12 protein-coding genes are annotated in these 15,588 nt (G+C 71.8%); 10 read left to right on the plus strand and 2 right to left on the minus strand.

All coding sequences use genetic code 11. From position 1 onward, the window contains the following. Positions 1-66: 66 nt before the first annotated feature. From eccCa to MHW47_RS20555, 6 genes are all read left to right on the plus strand, one after another. Positions 67-4,077, plus strand: coding sequence for a type VII secretion protein EccCa (eccCa, locus tag MHW47_RS20530; protein WP_239225243.1), 4,011 nt, complete (start codon positions 67-69; stop codon positions 4,075-4,077). A gap of 120 nt (positions 4,078-4,197) precedes the next feature. Beyond that, a complete protein-coding gene (locus MHW47_RS20535) occupies positions 4,198-4,530 on the plus strand; it encodes a hypothetical protein (protein ID WP_111331411.1) in 333 nt (110 codons plus the stop codon). A gap of 55 nt (positions 4,531-4,585) precedes the next feature. Continuing rightward, complete coding sequence (locus MHW47_RS20540) at positions 4,586-4,903, plus strand: pore-forming ESAT-6 family protein (RefSeq protein ID WP_239225244.1); 318 nt, start codon at positions 4,586-4,588, stop codon at positions 4,901-4,903. A gap of 30 nt (positions 4,904-4,933) precedes the next feature. Beyond that, on the plus strand, positions 4,934-5,371 hold the full coding sequence (locus tag MHW47_RS20545; RefSeq protein WP_239225245.1) for a DUF6507 family protein: 438 nt from the start codon (positions 4,934-4,936) through the stop codon (positions 5,369-5,371). Continuing rightward, on the plus strand, positions 5,368-7,965 hold the full coding sequence (locus MHW47_RS20550; protein WP_239225246.1) for a hypothetical protein: 2,598 nt from the start codon (positions 5,368-5,370) through the stop codon (positions 7,963-7,965). The genes MHW47_RS20545 and MHW47_RS20550 overlap by 4 nt, the downstream gene beginning before the upstream one ends. A gap of 65 nt (positions 7,966-8,030) precedes the next feature. Then, complete coding sequence (locus MHW47_RS20555; protein ID WP_239225253.1) at positions 8,031-8,828, plus strand: immunity 49 family protein; 798 nt, start codon at positions 8,031-8,033, stop codon at positions 8,826-8,828. A gap of 23 nt (positions 8,829-8,851) precedes the next feature. Here the strand turns inward: MHW47_RS20555 and MHW47_RS20560 are convergent, their stop codons facing one another. After that, complete coding sequence (locus MHW47_RS20560; RefSeq protein WP_239225247.1) at positions 8,852-9,817, minus strand: Imm49 family immunity protein; 966 nt, start codon at positions 9,815-9,817, stop codon at positions 8,852-8,854. 170 nt (positions 9,818-9,987) lie between these two features. Between MHW47_RS20560 and MHW47_RS20565 the strand changes: the two genes are divergently transcribed. The 3 genes from MHW47_RS20565 (at position 9,988) to MHW47_RS20575 (ending at position 13,109) form a co-directional block, all read left to right on the plus strand. Then, positions 9,988-11,145 (plus strand): acyl-CoA dehydrogenase family protein, encoded by a 1,158-nt coding sequence (locus MHW47_RS20565; protein ID WP_239225248.1) that lies wholly within the window; start codon positions 9,988-9,990, stop codon positions 11,143-11,145. Positions 11,146-11,160: 15 nt separating this feature from the next. Then, positions 11,161-12,033, plus strand: a complete 873-nt coding sequence (locus MHW47_RS20570; RefSeq protein ID WP_239225249.1) for an acyl-CoA thioesterase II — start codon at positions 11,161-11,163, stop codon at positions 12,031-12,033. 86 nt (positions 12,034-12,119) lie between these two features. Then, on the plus strand, positions 12,120-13,109 hold the full coding sequence (locus MHW47_RS20575) for a cation diffusion facilitator family transporter (RefSeq protein WP_239225250.1): 990 nt from the start codon (positions 12,120-12,122) through the stop codon (positions 13,107-13,109). Positions 13,110-13,119: 10 nt separating this feature from the next. On the opposite strand, the gene MHW47_RS20580 is transcribed toward MHW47_RS20575, so the two are convergent. Further along, positions 13,120-13,899: a phosphatase gene (locus MHW47_RS20580; protein ID WP_239225251.1), complete on the minus strand. Its 780-nt coding sequence runs from the start codon at positions 13,897-13,899 to the stop codon at positions 13,120-13,122. Positions 13,900-14,149: 250 nt separating this feature from the next. On the opposite strand from MHW47_RS20580, the gene MHW47_RS20585 reads away from it, so the two are divergent. After that, the coding region (locus MHW47_RS20585) for a glycosyltransferase family 2 protein (protein ID WP_239225252.1) at positions 14,150-15,588 on the plus strand (1,439 nt) is incomplete at its 3' end.

Genomic DNA, 15,588 nt, shown 5'->3' on the forward strand with positions numbered 1-15,588 from the left:
CGGCCACCGCGCGACCCCCTGCCCGTACGCCCCCGCCCACCCGGCCGCGACCCCCGGACGGAGCCGATGAGCACCCGCCTGATCCACCGCCCCGCCCGCACCACGCGCCCGCCGGCCGCGTCCGAGCCGCGCACCATCGAGGCGCCGCCCAACCTGCCCGAGGGCAAGTCCGGGAACATCGCGATGTCGCTGCTCCCGGTCGCCGGGGTGATGTCGTCCGTGGTGATGATGACGGTGGTCCGCAACAGCCAGTTCGCCGGGCTCGGCGCGATCATCCTCCTCGTCACCGTCATCGGCTCGGCCGTCCTGCTGCTCTCCCAGCGCGGCAAGGCCCAGCGCACCCGCCGCACCCAGCGCGAGGCGTACCTCGCCTATGTGGAGGACCTGCGCGAGGAACTGTCCGCCGAGGAGCGGGCCCGGCGCGAGCAGGCGGACGTGCTCAACCCGTCCCCGTACGCCCTGTACGACATCGTGCGCGACCCGGCCCGGCTCTGGGAGCGGCGCAGGGGCGACGACGACTTCCTGCGGATACGGGCCGGCACGGGCGAGATGCCGCTGCGGGACCTGCGGATCGGCGAACAGGGCTCGTCCGTCCTCACCCCGCCCGACCTGTTCATGCTCAACGAGGCGTCGGCCCTGGTGAACCGGTTCCGCAACGGCACCGAACTGCCGCTGACCGTCCCCCTCGACCGGGCCGGCAACGTCAGCGTGGTCGGCCCCCGCGAGGACTGCCTGCGGGTCGTGCGCGCCCTGCTCGTCCAGGCCGCCGCCCTGCACGCGCCGGACGACGTGGCGATCGCGGTCGCCGCCCCCGGCGAGCGGCTGGCCGACTGGGAGTGGACCAAGTGGCTGCCGCACCTGCTCGACCCCGAGCAGTCCGACGGCCCGGTCGCCGCCCGCCGCATCGCGCCCTCCGCCCCGCAGCTCGCCCGGCTGCTCGGCCCGGAGCTGCGCCGCCGCGCCTCCTACGCCGCCGAGGTGCGCCGGGGACTGGCCGGGCGGGACGCGCTCGCGATGAACTCCCGGCTGCTGGTGGTGAGCGACGGGCACGGCGAGGACGCGGCCGAACTGCCGCGCCCGGACGACGCGGTGGGGCTGCGTGAGATGGGCGTGACCGTGATCCATCTGCTCGAACGGCGGGTCCAGGAGCCGGACCACGTCAACGTGCGCCTCACCGTGGACGGCACGGACGTGGCCGTGGAGGACCTGCGCGGGGCGGAGACCGTCGGCTCGCACGGCACCGTGGACGAGGTGGGCGTGCCCTTCGCCGAGGGCCTGGCCCGGATGCTGGCGCCGCTGCGGCTGTCCGCCGAGTCCCTGGTGGACGCCCCGCTCGCCGGACCCGTCGAGTTCGCCGCGATGCTCGGCGTCCAGGACGTGGCGGCGCTGGACCTGGACCGGCTGTGGGCGCCGCGCGGCGAACGCGCCTTCCTGCGGGTGCCGATCGGCATCAGCGACGCCCACGAGCCGGTCCTGCTCGACCTCAAGGAGTCCTCCGAGCTGGGCATGGGCCCGCACGGGCTGTGCGTCGGCGCGACCGGCTCCGGCAAGTCGGAGCTGCTGCGCACCCTGGTCCTCGGCCTGGCCGCCACCCACCCGCCGGAGGACCTGGCGCTCGTCCTGGTCGACTACAAGGGCGGCGCCACGTTCGCCCCCTTCGCGGACCTGCCGCACGTGGCGGGCGTCATCACCAACCTGGAGAACCAGGCGGGCCTCGTCGAGCGCGTCCACTCCTCGCTCGCCGGCGAGGTCAAGCGCCGCCAGCAGGCCCTCAAGGACGCGGGCAACGTCGCCGACATCGGCGACTACGCGGCGCTGCGCGCCCAGCGGCGCCCGGACCTGGAGCCGCTGCCGCACCTGTTCGTGGTGATCGACGAGTTCGGCGAACTGCTCACCGCCAAGCCGGACTTCATCGACCTGTTCCTGTCCATCGGCCGGATCGGCCGCTCCATCGGCGTCCATCTGCTGCTGTCCAGCCAGCGCATCGAGAGCGGCAAGCTCAAGGGCCTGGAGACCTACCTCTCCTACCGGCTCGGGCTGCGCACCTTCTCCGCCGACGAGTCGCGCATGGTCCTGGACACCACGGACGCCTTCCACCTGCCGCCGCTGCCCGGCTTCGGCTTCCTCAAGGTGGACACCAGCCACTACACGCGCTTCAAGGCGGGGTACGTCTCCGGCGCCTACCGGGGGCCGGTGCGGTCCGCGGACACGGAGGAGACCGGGCCGCTCGTCCTGCCCTACGAGGCGTACAACACGCTCACCGGCCCCGAGAACGCCCCGAAGGACCGGGAGCCGTCGGCCCGCCGCCGCGAGACCGGGCCGACCGAACTCGGCGTCATGGTGGACCAGCTGACCGGCGCCGCGCCCGGCGTACGGAGCATCTGGCTGCCGCCGCTGCCCCCGGCCCTCACCCTGGACGCCCTCGCCGGACCGCTGGACGTCGGGCCGCGCGGGATGCGGCTGGCCGGGGTGCGGCCGGACGCGGGCAGGCCCGGCACCCGGCAGCACGGCCCGCTCCTGGTGCCGCTCGGCCTGCTGGACGACCCGGCCAAGCAGTGGCAGGGGCAGTGGCTCCTGGACCTCACGGTGGCCGGCGGCCACGCGGCCGTCATCGGCGGGCCCCAGTCCGGCAAGACGACGCTGCTGCGCACCCTGGTCCTGTCGCTGGCGCTCACGCACACCCCGCAGGAGGTCGGCGTGTACGGCCTCGACCTCGTCGGCGGCGGCCTCCAGGCCCTCGCCGGGCTGCCGCACGTCGGCGGGATCGCGGGCCGCGCCGACCGGGAGCGGGCCGCGCGCACGGTCGAGGAGGTGCGCGCCATGCTCGCGCTGCGCGAGGACCTGTTCCGGGAGCACGGCATCGACTCCGTCGAGCAGTTGCGCACCCTGCACGCGGCGGGCCGGCTGCCGGAGCTGGCGTCCGCCGAGATCGTCCTCGTCGTCGACGGGTTCGGCGCGCTGCGCGACGACTTCGACGAGCTGGACGACGCCGTCGCGGACATCCTCAAGCGGGGCGGCGGCTACGGCATCCACGTCGTCGCCGGCATGCTCCGCTGGAACGACGTGCGCATCGCCATCCAGTCCAACTTCGGCACCCGCGTCGAACTGCGGCTCAACGACGCCGGGGAGTCGAGCATCGACCGCAAACTGGCCGAGACCCTGTCCCCCGACGAGCCCGGCCGCGTCCTCACCGACGGCAAGCTGTTCGCCCAGGTCGCCCTCCCCCGCACCGACGGGGTCGCGGAGACGGCGGAGCTGGGCGCCGTCCTGGAACGCGCCGTCCGCACGGTCCGGGCCACCTGGCACGGCGAGGTCGCCCAGCCCGTACGGGTCCTGCCGCACCTGCTGGAGCCCCGGCTGCTGCCGAGCCCGGCGGCCGAACCGGAGCGGGTGCCGCTGGGGCTCGACCAGTCGGCCCTCGCGCCGGTGCTGCTCGACCTCTTCGGCCACGACCAGCACCTGCTGGTGTTCGGGGACAGCGAGTGCGGCAAGACGAACCTGCTGCGCACGGTCGCCGAGGGCCTCGCGCACCGCTACGGCGAGGACGACATCGTGTTCGCGGTGATGGACCCCCGGCGCTCGCTGCGCGGGGTGGTCCCGGAGGAGCTGAACGGCGGCTACGCGTACAACTCCAAGCTCTGCATGGGCCTTTCGGCGGCCATCGCCTCGGAGCTGGAGAAGCGGCTGCCGGACGAGAACGCGCCGCTGGAGGACCTGGAGCCGGGCCGCTGGGGCGCGGGGCCGCGCATCGTGGTCCTGGTGGACGACTACGACGTGCTGACGACGGCAGGCCAGTCGCCACTGGCCGCGTTCCTCCCGTACATCCCCTCCGCCATGGACATCGGCCTGCACTTCGTGCTGTCGCGGCGCGTGGCGGGGGCGGCGCGCGGCATGTACGAGCCGCTGGTGCAGAGCCTGCGCGAGTCGGGGGCGTCGGCGCTGGTCATGTCCGGCGACCGCAGCGAGGGCCAGCTCTTCCCCGGTGTGTACGCCTCGCAACAGGCCCCGGGCCGGGGCGTGTTCATCCAGCGCGGGCGACCGAACCGGCTGATGCAGACGGTGTACGCGCCCCGCTGACGTGCGGCCCCGGCCGGTCACGGCGGCGATATGGCCGATTGCAGATTGCAGTAGCGACGTACGCGTTGATAGACATGAGGGCGGAGAGGACACGTTCGTTCGATCGGTTGGGGGAAACGAATGAAGTTCGACATGGGGTCCACGGTCCTGTCGACCCTGATCTCGCACTCGCAGGGTTCCAGCACGGACCTGGGCACGCTCATCCGGCAGTTGATCCAGGCCGCGGAGCCGCTGGAGGGCAAGTTCAACGGTTCCGGCAAGGTCGCGTTCGACGACTTCAAGAACCGCTCCGACGAGATCACCGCCGCGCTCAACGCCTCGCTGTCCGGCATCCTCGGCGGCCAGCAGGGCATGGACGCGGCGTTCGGCTCGGGCGACCAGGAGCAGGGCGAGAACGCCCGTACGCAGATGGCGTCGGCCAACTTCGACGCGGCCCGGTTCGGCGGCCGCTGATCCGGCGCGGCCTTCAGCGCATCCGTACACATTCCTGACGGGGAGAGGCAAGAGCATGGGGAACGCGGGCAACACGGACCGGCGCTCGTACGACACGGGCGCGTCGACCGAGGTGCAGGGCAATCTGCAGGTGGTGATCGCCCAGCTGGAGCTGGTCATCACGGCCCGGGACGGCCAGGTCAAGGCCGCGATGAGCGACTTCGCGGCGGACGGCGTCGCCGACGAGTACCACGGCAAGGAACTCCGCTGGAACGCGGCGTCGCAGGAGGTCAAGAACATCATCCACCTGCTGCGCTCCACCCTGGAGAAGAACGACGGCACCGCCCAGCAGACCCTGGCCCGCGCGAAGGCGGCCGTGGACAACATCGGCTGACCGGTTTCGGGCTCCGGGGGGGGACGGCCGGTGACGGCGAATGACGCCTGGGACATCGAACCCCAGGGTGTGCAGAGTCAGTTACGGCTCGTCGGCGGGCACGCCGGCGAGCTGGTGAAGGCACGGGCCGCGGTGTACGCGGCCCTGGAGGAGGCGGGCCGGGCCGCGGGCACGGCGGTGCCGGGCACGATGGCCCGCGCCACCCCGCTGCACGGCCCGGTGCCCGCAGGGCAGCCGCCGCTCACCGCGCCCACGCTGGGCCCGGTGGCCGCCGCGCTGGGCGAATACCTGCGCGGCCGGCAGCCCCAGATCACCGCCATGGCGGAACGCGTCGAGGCGGCGGTCCTGGGCGCCGTCACGGCGACCAACGAATACGTCGAAGGGGACCTGGACACCGCGAAGCAGGCCCAGGACGCGGCCCGGGCCGTCCGGCTCGACCTCCTGCGGGACCTGGGGGCGAACCGGTGAGCGACGACGACCCGATACCCCTGGAAGGCATCCCCGTCTTCACCGGGGACCTGGCCCTGCTCGACGTCCAGGTGGGCGCCCTGACCAGGAGCGGCGCGGCCCTCGCGACGGCCGCCGGCGACGTGCACAGCACCTTCGGCGGCCTCCAGGCGTTCTACCGGGCACCCGAGGCGGACCAGCTGTTCGCCACCACCCAGCCGGTCGCGGACCGGGGAGCCTCCCTCAAGGAGGACCTGGCCACCATCACCGCCGCGCTCACCGCGTACGCGCAGGACGCCGGCCCGCTGGTCGAGAAGCTGAAGCAGCTCAAACGGGACGCGGGCGCGTTCCGGGTCACGGTCAACGCGAGGGACGACTGGCGCGAGGACGGCGAGCTGGTCGCCGAGAACAACCGCAGGCACGCCGAGATCGCGGAGACCTGGGCGGCGTTCCAGGCGGTGGAGCGGGCCTGCTACAACAAGATCGTCGCGCTGGTGGACGGCCCGCCGCTGCGCGCCGACGACGGCTCGGGCCGGGCCCACACGTACGGCTACGACGCGGAGGCCCTGAAGCACGCCGAGGGCCTGCCCTGGGGTGACCCGGTCGAGGAGTCGAAGCCGTGGTGGCAGCATGTGGGCGGCCAGGTCTGGGACTTCGCCAAGGGCTTCGTCGTGGACGGGATCGGGGGCACGGCCAAGGGCCTGGGCACCCTGTTCGGCACGGAGGGCTGGGACGCCGCCGGGCAGGCCTGGACGGGCCTGGGCAAGCTCGCCACCGGCCTGACCCTGAGCAACCCGGCCACGGCCCTCGTCTTCTTCACCGTCCCGGAGGATCAGCTCCCGGACTGGCTCCGCGATTCGCGCGAGGCGGTGCCCACGGCGGCGAAGGCGATGCTCGCGTGGGACCAGTGGGGCGAGAACCCGGCCCGGGCCGCCGGCACGGTCACCTTCAACGCCCTGACCGCCCTCGCAACCGGCGGCACCGGCGCTGCGGTCTCGGGCGCCGGCAAGGGCGCCCTGGCCGCGAGGGCCGTCGCCTACGCGGGCCGGGCGGGCCGCGCGGTGGACCCGATGACGTACGTCTTCAAGGGCGCGGGGGCGGGCCTGCGCACGGTGGGCGACCTGACGAAGGGCCTGCGGGGCGGCGCGATCACGGTCCCGGCCGGCTCCGTGGTCCTCCCCGAGGGCGCGTTCAAGCTCCCGGACGGCACCCTGCACCTGCCGCCGGGCGCCGCGGTCCCGGACGAGGCCTTCGCGGTCCCGTCCCGCTCCGTCAGACTCGCCCCGGGCACGGAGATCCCGCCGGGCGCCGTGGACCTGGGCGACGGCGTGGTCCGCCTCCCGGAGGGCATGCCCGCCCCCGCCGGCTCCCTCCGCATCCCCGAGGGCGCCCTCAAACTCCCCGGCAACACGACGGCCCTGCCGGAGAACGTGCTCAGGGTCACGGACGAGGCCGGCAACACGGTCTACCTGGACGGCCACGGCAACCTCCTGCGCAAGGACGGCACCCTCGTCCAGCACAACTCGGCAGCCCACCCCGAAAACCCCCCACCCCGAACCACCACCACCCCGGAAACCACCTTGGTCGGCGCGCACGGCGGGGCGGGCGCGACCACCCACACCACGGGCGGCCCCCCTCGGCCCCCGTCCGGTGCGGGCGTGAGCGGAGGCGGACACGCGGGCGGAGCCCACCCGCCGGTATCCCGCCCCGACTTCATGGCCGACGGCCCGAACCCGTACGGCAAGCCGGGTTCACTGACCCGCGAACAGATCGAGGAAATCCAGGTCTACCGCGCGAACGAGGAACCGGGGTACCTGGAGCGCTATTACAAAAAGGACGGCGCCCGGAAACTGCTCAGAATCCACGACGAAAGCGGATACACACCTCCCCAGCTCAGCAAGGTTCCGGGAACAAACACATGGACACGCGCCAAGGACGTGCCTGATCCCCCGAAGCCACATTTCCTCGACGAGGACTACATCAGAGTCGGGGCGGACACCGTCAAGAGCCGCGCACGGCTCAGGCTGCTCGACACCGCCGCCTACAAGCGGCGTGCCGCGATCCGGCTGGACACCATCGTGAGGGAGTGGAGAGCGGCAGCCACCCGAGACCTCCAGGCCCACAACGACATGAAGTCCCGCGTCGCCTTCGACCAGGCGACGGATGCCTACACCGATGCCCATGCGTGGATGACCAAGTCCGCGGAAGAATTCGGCGAACAGGTGGCGGAGCACCACTTCATGGCGGACCGGCACCCGGACTTCGAGCGGCAACCACTGGGTGGCCCACGGAACGGCAACGACCAGTTCGACCAGGTCTGGACACACGAAGACGGCCGAGTGATCGTCATCGAGGCGAAGAGCAGCGTCGGAACGGAATTGGGGAGTCGCACTCTCCCCGACGGAAACAGGGTTTCCCAAGGAAGTCAGGAATATTTCCTGGACATAATCGATAAAATGAGAGACAGAGGGGAGAGGAAGACTGCAAAGATGCTGAAAAAGGCCCTTGCCGACGGCAATCTCGAATACGTAGTCATCAAGGGCGAGAAAAGCACCGGCCGCTACACTGGTTACCGGTACAGACGGTTCGACATCAGCAAGGGGACTCTTCCGTGACCGCAACCATCATCGCCCGTCACGACCTGTCCAAGCGAGGAAACACGAAGCAATTCGTGAACGACTTGGAAGAAGACCTGGTCGAGGATATCGATGATCTCGAAAGGAGTTCCAACCTCATCGACGCAACCTTCAGCACCGCCGTGATGGGGCTGCGCGCCAGGTGCCTGGTCGATCCCGAAGCTGCCGCGATCGAGACATGGGAGTCGGCGGTCAACGCCCTTCAGGTGGGGTCGGCGCTGTTCGCCGTCGCCGGTATGAGCGAGGGAACCGTGGAATGCCGGATCAACCGGAAGCTGCGGGCCATCCCCGCGCCCAGCTGCAGGCTGGTTGCCGGCCAGGGGGCCTGGTTGAACAGTTTCTGGCTGGCCCTCATCTGCCGTGACCAGCCACGCCTGACCCAGCTCAGCAAGATTCCCCTGGAACGGCTGCACTCGCCCCAAGCCCTGGCCGATGAATACCTCCACCACTGGATCGACACCCTCCAGACCTGGTGGCTCCGAGGCCCCGGCCTCGCGGACAAGCTCATCGCCACCATCGAGACGTCCGACCCCTCCGTCGCACGCGTCGCACCCCTGGACATGCTTCAGGGCACGCTCTACCCCCCGATCAACCTCTTCTACCACTACGTCCGCAAGGACGAAGCCGGCTTCGCCCCCGCCCTCGCCGAAGCACTCCAACTCCACAAGGCGTACTGGACCCTCAACGAAGAACGCGCTGTGAGCATCGACGGCAGCATCGCCCTTGGTCCCCTCGCCATCGCCTGCCTCGCCCACGACGCCGACTTTCCGCTCGACGTCGAATCCGACTACCTCCCCAAGCACCTGCTCCAGCGCAGCTGGCTCGGCGAGTTCCCCACCTGACACATCCAGAGGGAGGTCGCGGCCTACTCGTCGGGGCGGTCGTAGAGGGCCGCGCCCGCGCGGAGCGCGGCGGCCATGTCGGCCCGGCTCTCCCGCGGGCGCGTCGACTCGAAACCTGTCACCAGCGCACGCGGAAGATAGTCCGTGGTCATTGCCGATTGCCAGCCCCGGCGCCGGTGGGCCAGGGCGGTCAGCGCGAGGGGTTCGAGCGGCAGAAGCGAGCGGGGGCGCGGACGGGAGACGGCTTCGGCGAACGTTTTGTGAGTCCGCAGCAGCTGCCCCAGTGCGCTGTCGAACGCTTCGCGGTCCCCGGCCGCGAGGGCGCGCAGCACGAGCAGCGCGGTGGTGTGGGAGTGCCGCTGAAAGTCATGCCCCCGCGCCTCGCCGAGGGCGCGGATACGGCCGAGCCCACCGTCGATCGCCGCGAGTACGTCCGCCTCGGCAGGCGGGTACTCCGCGTCGTCGTCCCACAAGTCCCCCAGCACGTACGCCATCAGGCCGTGGACGAACGCGTGGGCGGGGAGGCCCGCCTCCTCCCCGTGCGGGGGTTGCCGGGTGTGGTGGAACGCCTCCCGGTGGCGCTCGACCGTACCCGTGAGGACAGCCAGGCAGAAGGCGTCGATCCAGTCGAACGAGGTGATGGCCGCGGAACTCGCGTCGGCGTCGGCGCCTCCGTCGTAGCCCATCCCGAAGTTCACGTAGTCGAGGGAGACGGAGAAGGGGAGGCCGGGAAAGTACGCGGCATAGGAGACGGCGCCGGTCGCCGCCTGGGCCGCGGCATCGAGGACGGCCTTGGCCTGCGGGGTGTCGAGCCCGGGGTTCCGCAGGGACATCGCCCCGAGATGATCGAGGAACTCCCCCGCCAGCAGCGACCAGTCGGCACCGGTCATCCGCTCTGCGGACATGGCCCGCACCAGGCCACCGATCCGCGCGCCGAATCCGTCGAGAGCGGCCGACACCGCCTCCGGTCCGACCTCGTGACGCTCCACTCGCACTGCTTCCACCGTCCCCTTCGGATCTCGCGGAGCCTACGGACCGACATTCTCGCGCGTGCTCAGCGTCACCCTGGACAGTGCCGTGACTGCCGGGTAACTTTCAACCAGGACTGAGCAAGCGCTTAGCCATGTCGTAGGAGACGTCGCCGACCAAGGAGGCACCCGTGCGCCGTACGGTATTCAACGAGGACCACGAGGCGTTCCGGGAGACCATCCGGGCCTTCATCGCGGCCGAGGTCGTGCCCGTGTACGACGAGTGGTTCGCCGCCGGGCAGGCGCCGCGTGACTTCTACCTGAAGCTCGGTGAGCTGGGCGTCTACGGGATCAACGTGGACGAGGAGTACGACGGCGCGGGCATCGACTCGCACAAGTACGACGCCGTCATCTACGAGGAGACCGCGCGGGCGGGCGTCTCGTTCGGCGGGTCCGGGGTGCACACCCTGCTCGGGCTGCCGTACATCAAGATGCTGGCCACCGAGGACCAGAAGAAGCGCTGGCTGCCGAAGTTCGTGACCGGCGAGGAGATGTGGGCCCTCGCGATGACCGAGCCGGGCACCGGGTCGGACGTGGCGGGCATGAAGACCACCGCCAAGCTCTCCGAGGACGGCACGCACTACGTGCTCAACGGCGCGAAGACGTTCATCACCGGTGGCGTGCACGCCGACCGCGTCATCGTCTGCGCCCGCACCTCCGCCCCGCGCGAGGACGACCGCCGCTTCGGCATCTCGCTGTTCGCCGTGGACACCAAGTCCGAGGGCTACTCCGTCGGCCGCAAGCTCGACAAGCTCGGGCTGCGCGTGTCCGACACCGCCGAGCTTGCGTTCGTCGACGTCAAGGTGCCCGCCGAGGATCTGCTCGGCGAGGAGAACAAGGGCTTCGGCTACCTCGGCACCAACCTGGCGTCCGAGCGCTGGGGCATCGCGTTCGGCGCGTACGCCCAGGCCGCCGCGGCCATCCGGTTCGCCAAGGAGTACGTGCAGGAGCGCACCGTCTTCGGTAAGACCGTCGCCTCGTTCCAGAACACCAAGTTCGAGCTGGCCGCCTGCCAGGCCGAGGTGGACGCGGCCCAGGCCGTCGCCGACCGCGCGCTGGAGGCGCTGGACGCCGGTGAGCTGACCGCCGCCGAGGCCGCCTCCGCGAAGCTGTTCTGCACCGAGGTCGCGCACCGCGTGATCGACCGCTGCCTCCAGCTCCACGGCGGCTACGGCTTCATGAACGAGTACCCGATCGCCCGCCTGTACGCCGACAACCGCGTCAACCGCATCTACGGCGGCACCAGCGAGGTCATGAAGTCGATCATCGCCAAGTCCATGGGCCTGTAGGACCACGCCCCTCCCATGAGCACCGCACTCGATTCCCTGCTCGATCTGCTCGACCTGGAGCGGATCGAGCAGGACATCTTCCGGGGTGCCAGCCGCTCCGCGGTCGTGCCCCGGGTCTTCGGCGGGCAGGTCGCGGCCCAGGCGCTCGTCGCCGCGGGCCGCACCGTGCCCGCCGACCGGTCCGCCCACTCGCTGCACTCGTACTTCCTGCGCATGGGCGATCCGGGCGCCCCGATCGTCTACACCGTGGACCGCATCCGCGACGGCCGGTCGTTCACCACGCGCCGGGTCGTCGCCGTCCAGCACGGGCAGCCGATCTTCCACCTGTCCGCGTCCTTCCAGACGTACGAGGAGGGGCTGGAGCACCAGGCGCCCATGCCGGCCGCGCCCGACCCCGGGACGCTGCCCACCGCGGCCGAGATGCTGCCCCGCCACGCCCACCGGTTCAGCGACCCGGGCATGGTGGACCGGCTGCTGGAGGCACGCGCGGCGGTCGATCTGCGGTACGTGGACGCGCCGCCGTTCGGCACGGTCGGCGAACCCCGCGAGCCGCGCTCGCAGGTGTGGTTCCGGACCAACGGCAAGCTGGCCGACGACCCGCTGCTGCACGTGTGCATGGCCACGTACGTCTCCGACATGACGCTGCTCGACTCCGTGCTGCTCGCCCACGGGCGCGGCGGCTGGGCGGTCGGCGACGTGGTGGGCGCGAGCCTGGACCACGCGATGTGGTTCCACCGGCCGTTCCGGGCGGACGAGTGGCTGCTGTACGACCAGGAGTCGCCGTCCGCGTCCGGCGGGCGCGGCCTGGGCCAGGCCCGGATCTACACCCAGGACGGCCGGCTGGCGATCACCGTCATCCAGGAGGGCGTGGTCCGGGTTCCCCGGTAACCGGATCGCCCGCCGGGGCCCTCCACCGGCCCCCCACCGGCCGCGCGTCGGACATGAGCGCGCCGCGCGCGGACATACTCACCGGCATGACTGACGCGCACAGCAGTGGTGGCGGGTCCACCTTCACCGTCGTCGTCGCGGCCCTCGCCAACCTCGGCATCGCCGTGGCGAAGGCGGTCGCCGGGCTGATCAGCGGATCGAGCGCGATGCTCTCCGAGGCGGCGCACTCGGTGGCCGACACCGTCACCGAGGTGCTGCTGCTCACCGCGCTCAAGCGCAGCGAGAAGCCGGCCGACGAGGCCCATCCGCTGGGGTACGGCCCCGAGCGGTACATCTGGGCGCTGCTCGCCTCCGTGGCGACGTTCGTCGGGGGCGCGGTCTTCTCGATCTACGACGGGGTGCACACCCTGCTCGCGGGCGAGGACCTGGGCGACCCGCTGCTCTCGTACCTCGTGCTGGCCGTCGCGTTCCTGCTGGAGGGGTTCTCGCTGCGGACCGGGCTGCGCCAGGTCCGCGAGGAGGCCGTGCGGCTCGGCGCGCCCGCCCGGCACTACTTCCGGCGCACCCCGGACACCGCGGTCAAGGCCGTCGTGATGGAGGACTCGGCGGCCCTGCTGGGGCTGCTGCTCGCGGCGGGCGGGCTGCTGGGCGGGCAGCTGACCGGGTCCGGGGTGTGGGACGGCGTCGCCTCGCTGCTGATCGGGGTGCTGCTGGTGTACGTGGCGTGGGTGCTCGGGCGGTCCAACGTCCAGCTGCTGATCGGGCGGCCGGTGTCGGCGCCCATGCGGGAGGGCATCCGGGAGGAGCTGCTCGCGGTGGAGCACCTGGTGGCCGTGCTGGAGCTGACCACGCTCATCCAGGGGCCGGACGAGATCCTGGTGGCCGCGAAGGTGGACTTCGCGGACTCGGTCGGCGCCGGCCAGGTGGAATCGGCCTGCGAGGAGGCGGAGCACCGGCTGCGGCGGCGCTACGCGTCGATCAAGCGGGTGTACCTGGACCCGACGTCGGGCCGGGAGGCGCGCCGCCGGGCCCGCACGGCGGAGGAAGGCGGGCGGGACGGGGAGCCGGACGCCTGACCGGGGCGCCTCAGAGCAGCCCGGCCGCGTCCAGCAGGTAGTCCGTCATCGGGTCGTAGAAGCGCGGGTCCAGGACGTGGTCGTCGAGCGGGACGGCCACCTGGAGGGTGCCCTCGGCCTCGCCCAGGAAGAGGGCCGGGTCGTTGCAGTCGGCGTACCCGATGGCGTCCAGGCCGCGCTGCGCGGCGCAGCCGGCCCAGCCGTGGTCGGCGACGACGAGGTCGGGCAGCGGGCGGCCCTCCCGTTCCAGGCCGTCGAGGACGGCGGCCATCGGGGCCGGGGAGTGGGTGTGCCAGAGGGTCGCGCCGCGCTCCTGGACGGCGACGTCCGCGAACTGGAAGACCATGCCCTCGTCGGCCATCAGCCCGCCCGGTATCCGTACGATCTCGCAGCCGGCCGCCCGCAGCGCCGCCGCCGTCTGCCGGTGGACGTCCAGGAGGCCGCCGGGGTGGCCGGTGGCGAAGAGGACCCGTTCGCGGCCCTCGGCGGCCTTGCGCAGCCGGGCGGCGGCCCGTTCCAGGGCGTCGACGGTCAGTTCGGGGTCGATGGTGTCCTGCCCGAACCGGTGCTCCGGATCGTCGCTGACCCCGCACCTTTCGGCCATCACGGCGAGCACGTCCTGCTCGTCGCGCCACCGGTCGCCCAGCTCCAGGCCCAGCCAGTAGTGCCGGTCGCCGTTGGCCAGGCTGCGGTAGTGGGCCAGGTTGTTGTCGCGCGGGGTGGCGACGTCCCCCGCGATGCGCGTACGGACGAGGTGCTCGACGAGGGCGGCGCGGCTGGGTATCGGCATGGGGCCATTGTGCCGTGACGCGTGCGCGGCGTCCCGGCCATCCGGCAGCCGGATGTTGAGTGAGCGTTCACCCGCCGGTGACCTGGAACTTTCCGCTCCGCCGGGGGCCCGCGCATGAAATGGGTATAGACCACTGACTTTGCGCCAACCCCTGTCCGATTCCCCGGCGGACGCCAAGTGGTCTATACCTCTGACACTAGGGTGGGGTGGGTCACCCGATACCGGGATATGCACAGCCGTGGGGGGCTTTATGTCCGTGCGTCACTTACCTCAACCACCGTCCGACCAGGAGCTCTACTGGTACTTCGGGCCACAGCGCCGCTGGGTGCTGATCAGCTCCTCGCTCGCCTTCGTGCTCACGGCGGCGACCATGTTCACCTTCGCCCTGCGCACCCCGGCCCTCTGGGCCTTCCTCGCGGTGCTCTCCCTGAACGTCGTCGCGCTCGCGCTCTCGTCGGTCAACAGCCTGCGCGCCCGCCGGCTGACCCGGCGCTCGCACGAAGTGCTCGTCCACGCCTGGAACCCGCCCGAGCTGCCCACCGTCGACCTCTACCTGCCGACCTGCGGGGAACCGCTCGACGTGCTGGAGAACGCCTACCGGGCGGTCGCCGCCCTGGACTGGCCGGACGCGCTGACCGTCTGGGTGCTGGACGACGCCGACAGCCCCGAGGTGGCCGCGCTGGCCGCCGCGTACGGCTTCCGCTACGTCGTCCGGCCCGACCGGGGCCATCTGAAGAAGGCGGGCAACCTCAATCACGCGCTCACCCTGAGCAGCGCCGAGCACATCGCCATCCTGGACGCCGACTTCGCGCCCAGGCCCGACTTCCTGCGCCATCTCGTGCCGTACCTGGCCGACCCCGGCGTCGGCATCGTGCAGAGCCCGCAGTGCTTCGACACCGACGAGACCATGGGGTGGATCCAGCGCGCGGCCGGCTCGGCGCAGGAGTGGTTCTTCCGGTGGATCCAGCCGTCCCGCGACGCGAGCGACGCGGCGATCTGCTGCGGGAGCAACGCGGTCTACCGGCGCAGCGCCGTCGACCGGGCCGGCGGCTTCGCCCGGCTCGACCACAGCGAGGACATGTACACCGGGCTCGCCCTGCACGCCGAGGGGTTCCGGACCCTGTACGTGCCGGTCCTGGTCGCCAAGGGCACCTCGCCCGACAACCTCGCCTCCTACCTCAACCAGCAGTACCGCTGGGCGATGGGCAACCTGCACCTGCTGAGCACGCCGGTGCTGAGGAGGATGAACGCCCCCCGCCGGATGCGGCTGTGCTTCTACGAGGGGATCGTCGGCTACCTGACGACCGTGGTGAACACCTTCGCCGCCCCGCTGCCGCCGCTCGTGATGATGATCTGGTACCCGGACCACATCCGGCCCTGGCACGTCCTGCCGCTCCTCGCCCCGCTGTGGCTGTGGCACGTGCTGCTGCCCCGGATCAGCCGCACCCGCTGGCGCGTCGAGGTCATCCGGGCCAACGTCCTGATGAGCGTCGCCGCCGGAGCCGCCGTCTGGCACACCCTGCGCGGGCGCAGCGCGGCCTGGGTGCCGACCGGGGCCGGCGGCGGGAAGTCCGGCGCGCTGGCCCGCCGGGTGGTGCTCGTCTCGCTCGGCTGGCTGGTGGCCTCCACCGCGGCGGCCACCGGCGGGCTCGCCCTGGCCGTCGCCCGCAACGGCTGGGAGCCCAACTG

Origin of the sequence: Streptomyces sp. OfavH-34-F, from assembly GCF_022347745.1 — a bacterium.
Lineage (GTDB): Bacteria > Actinomycetota > Actinomycetes > Streptomycetales > Streptomycetaceae > Streptomyces.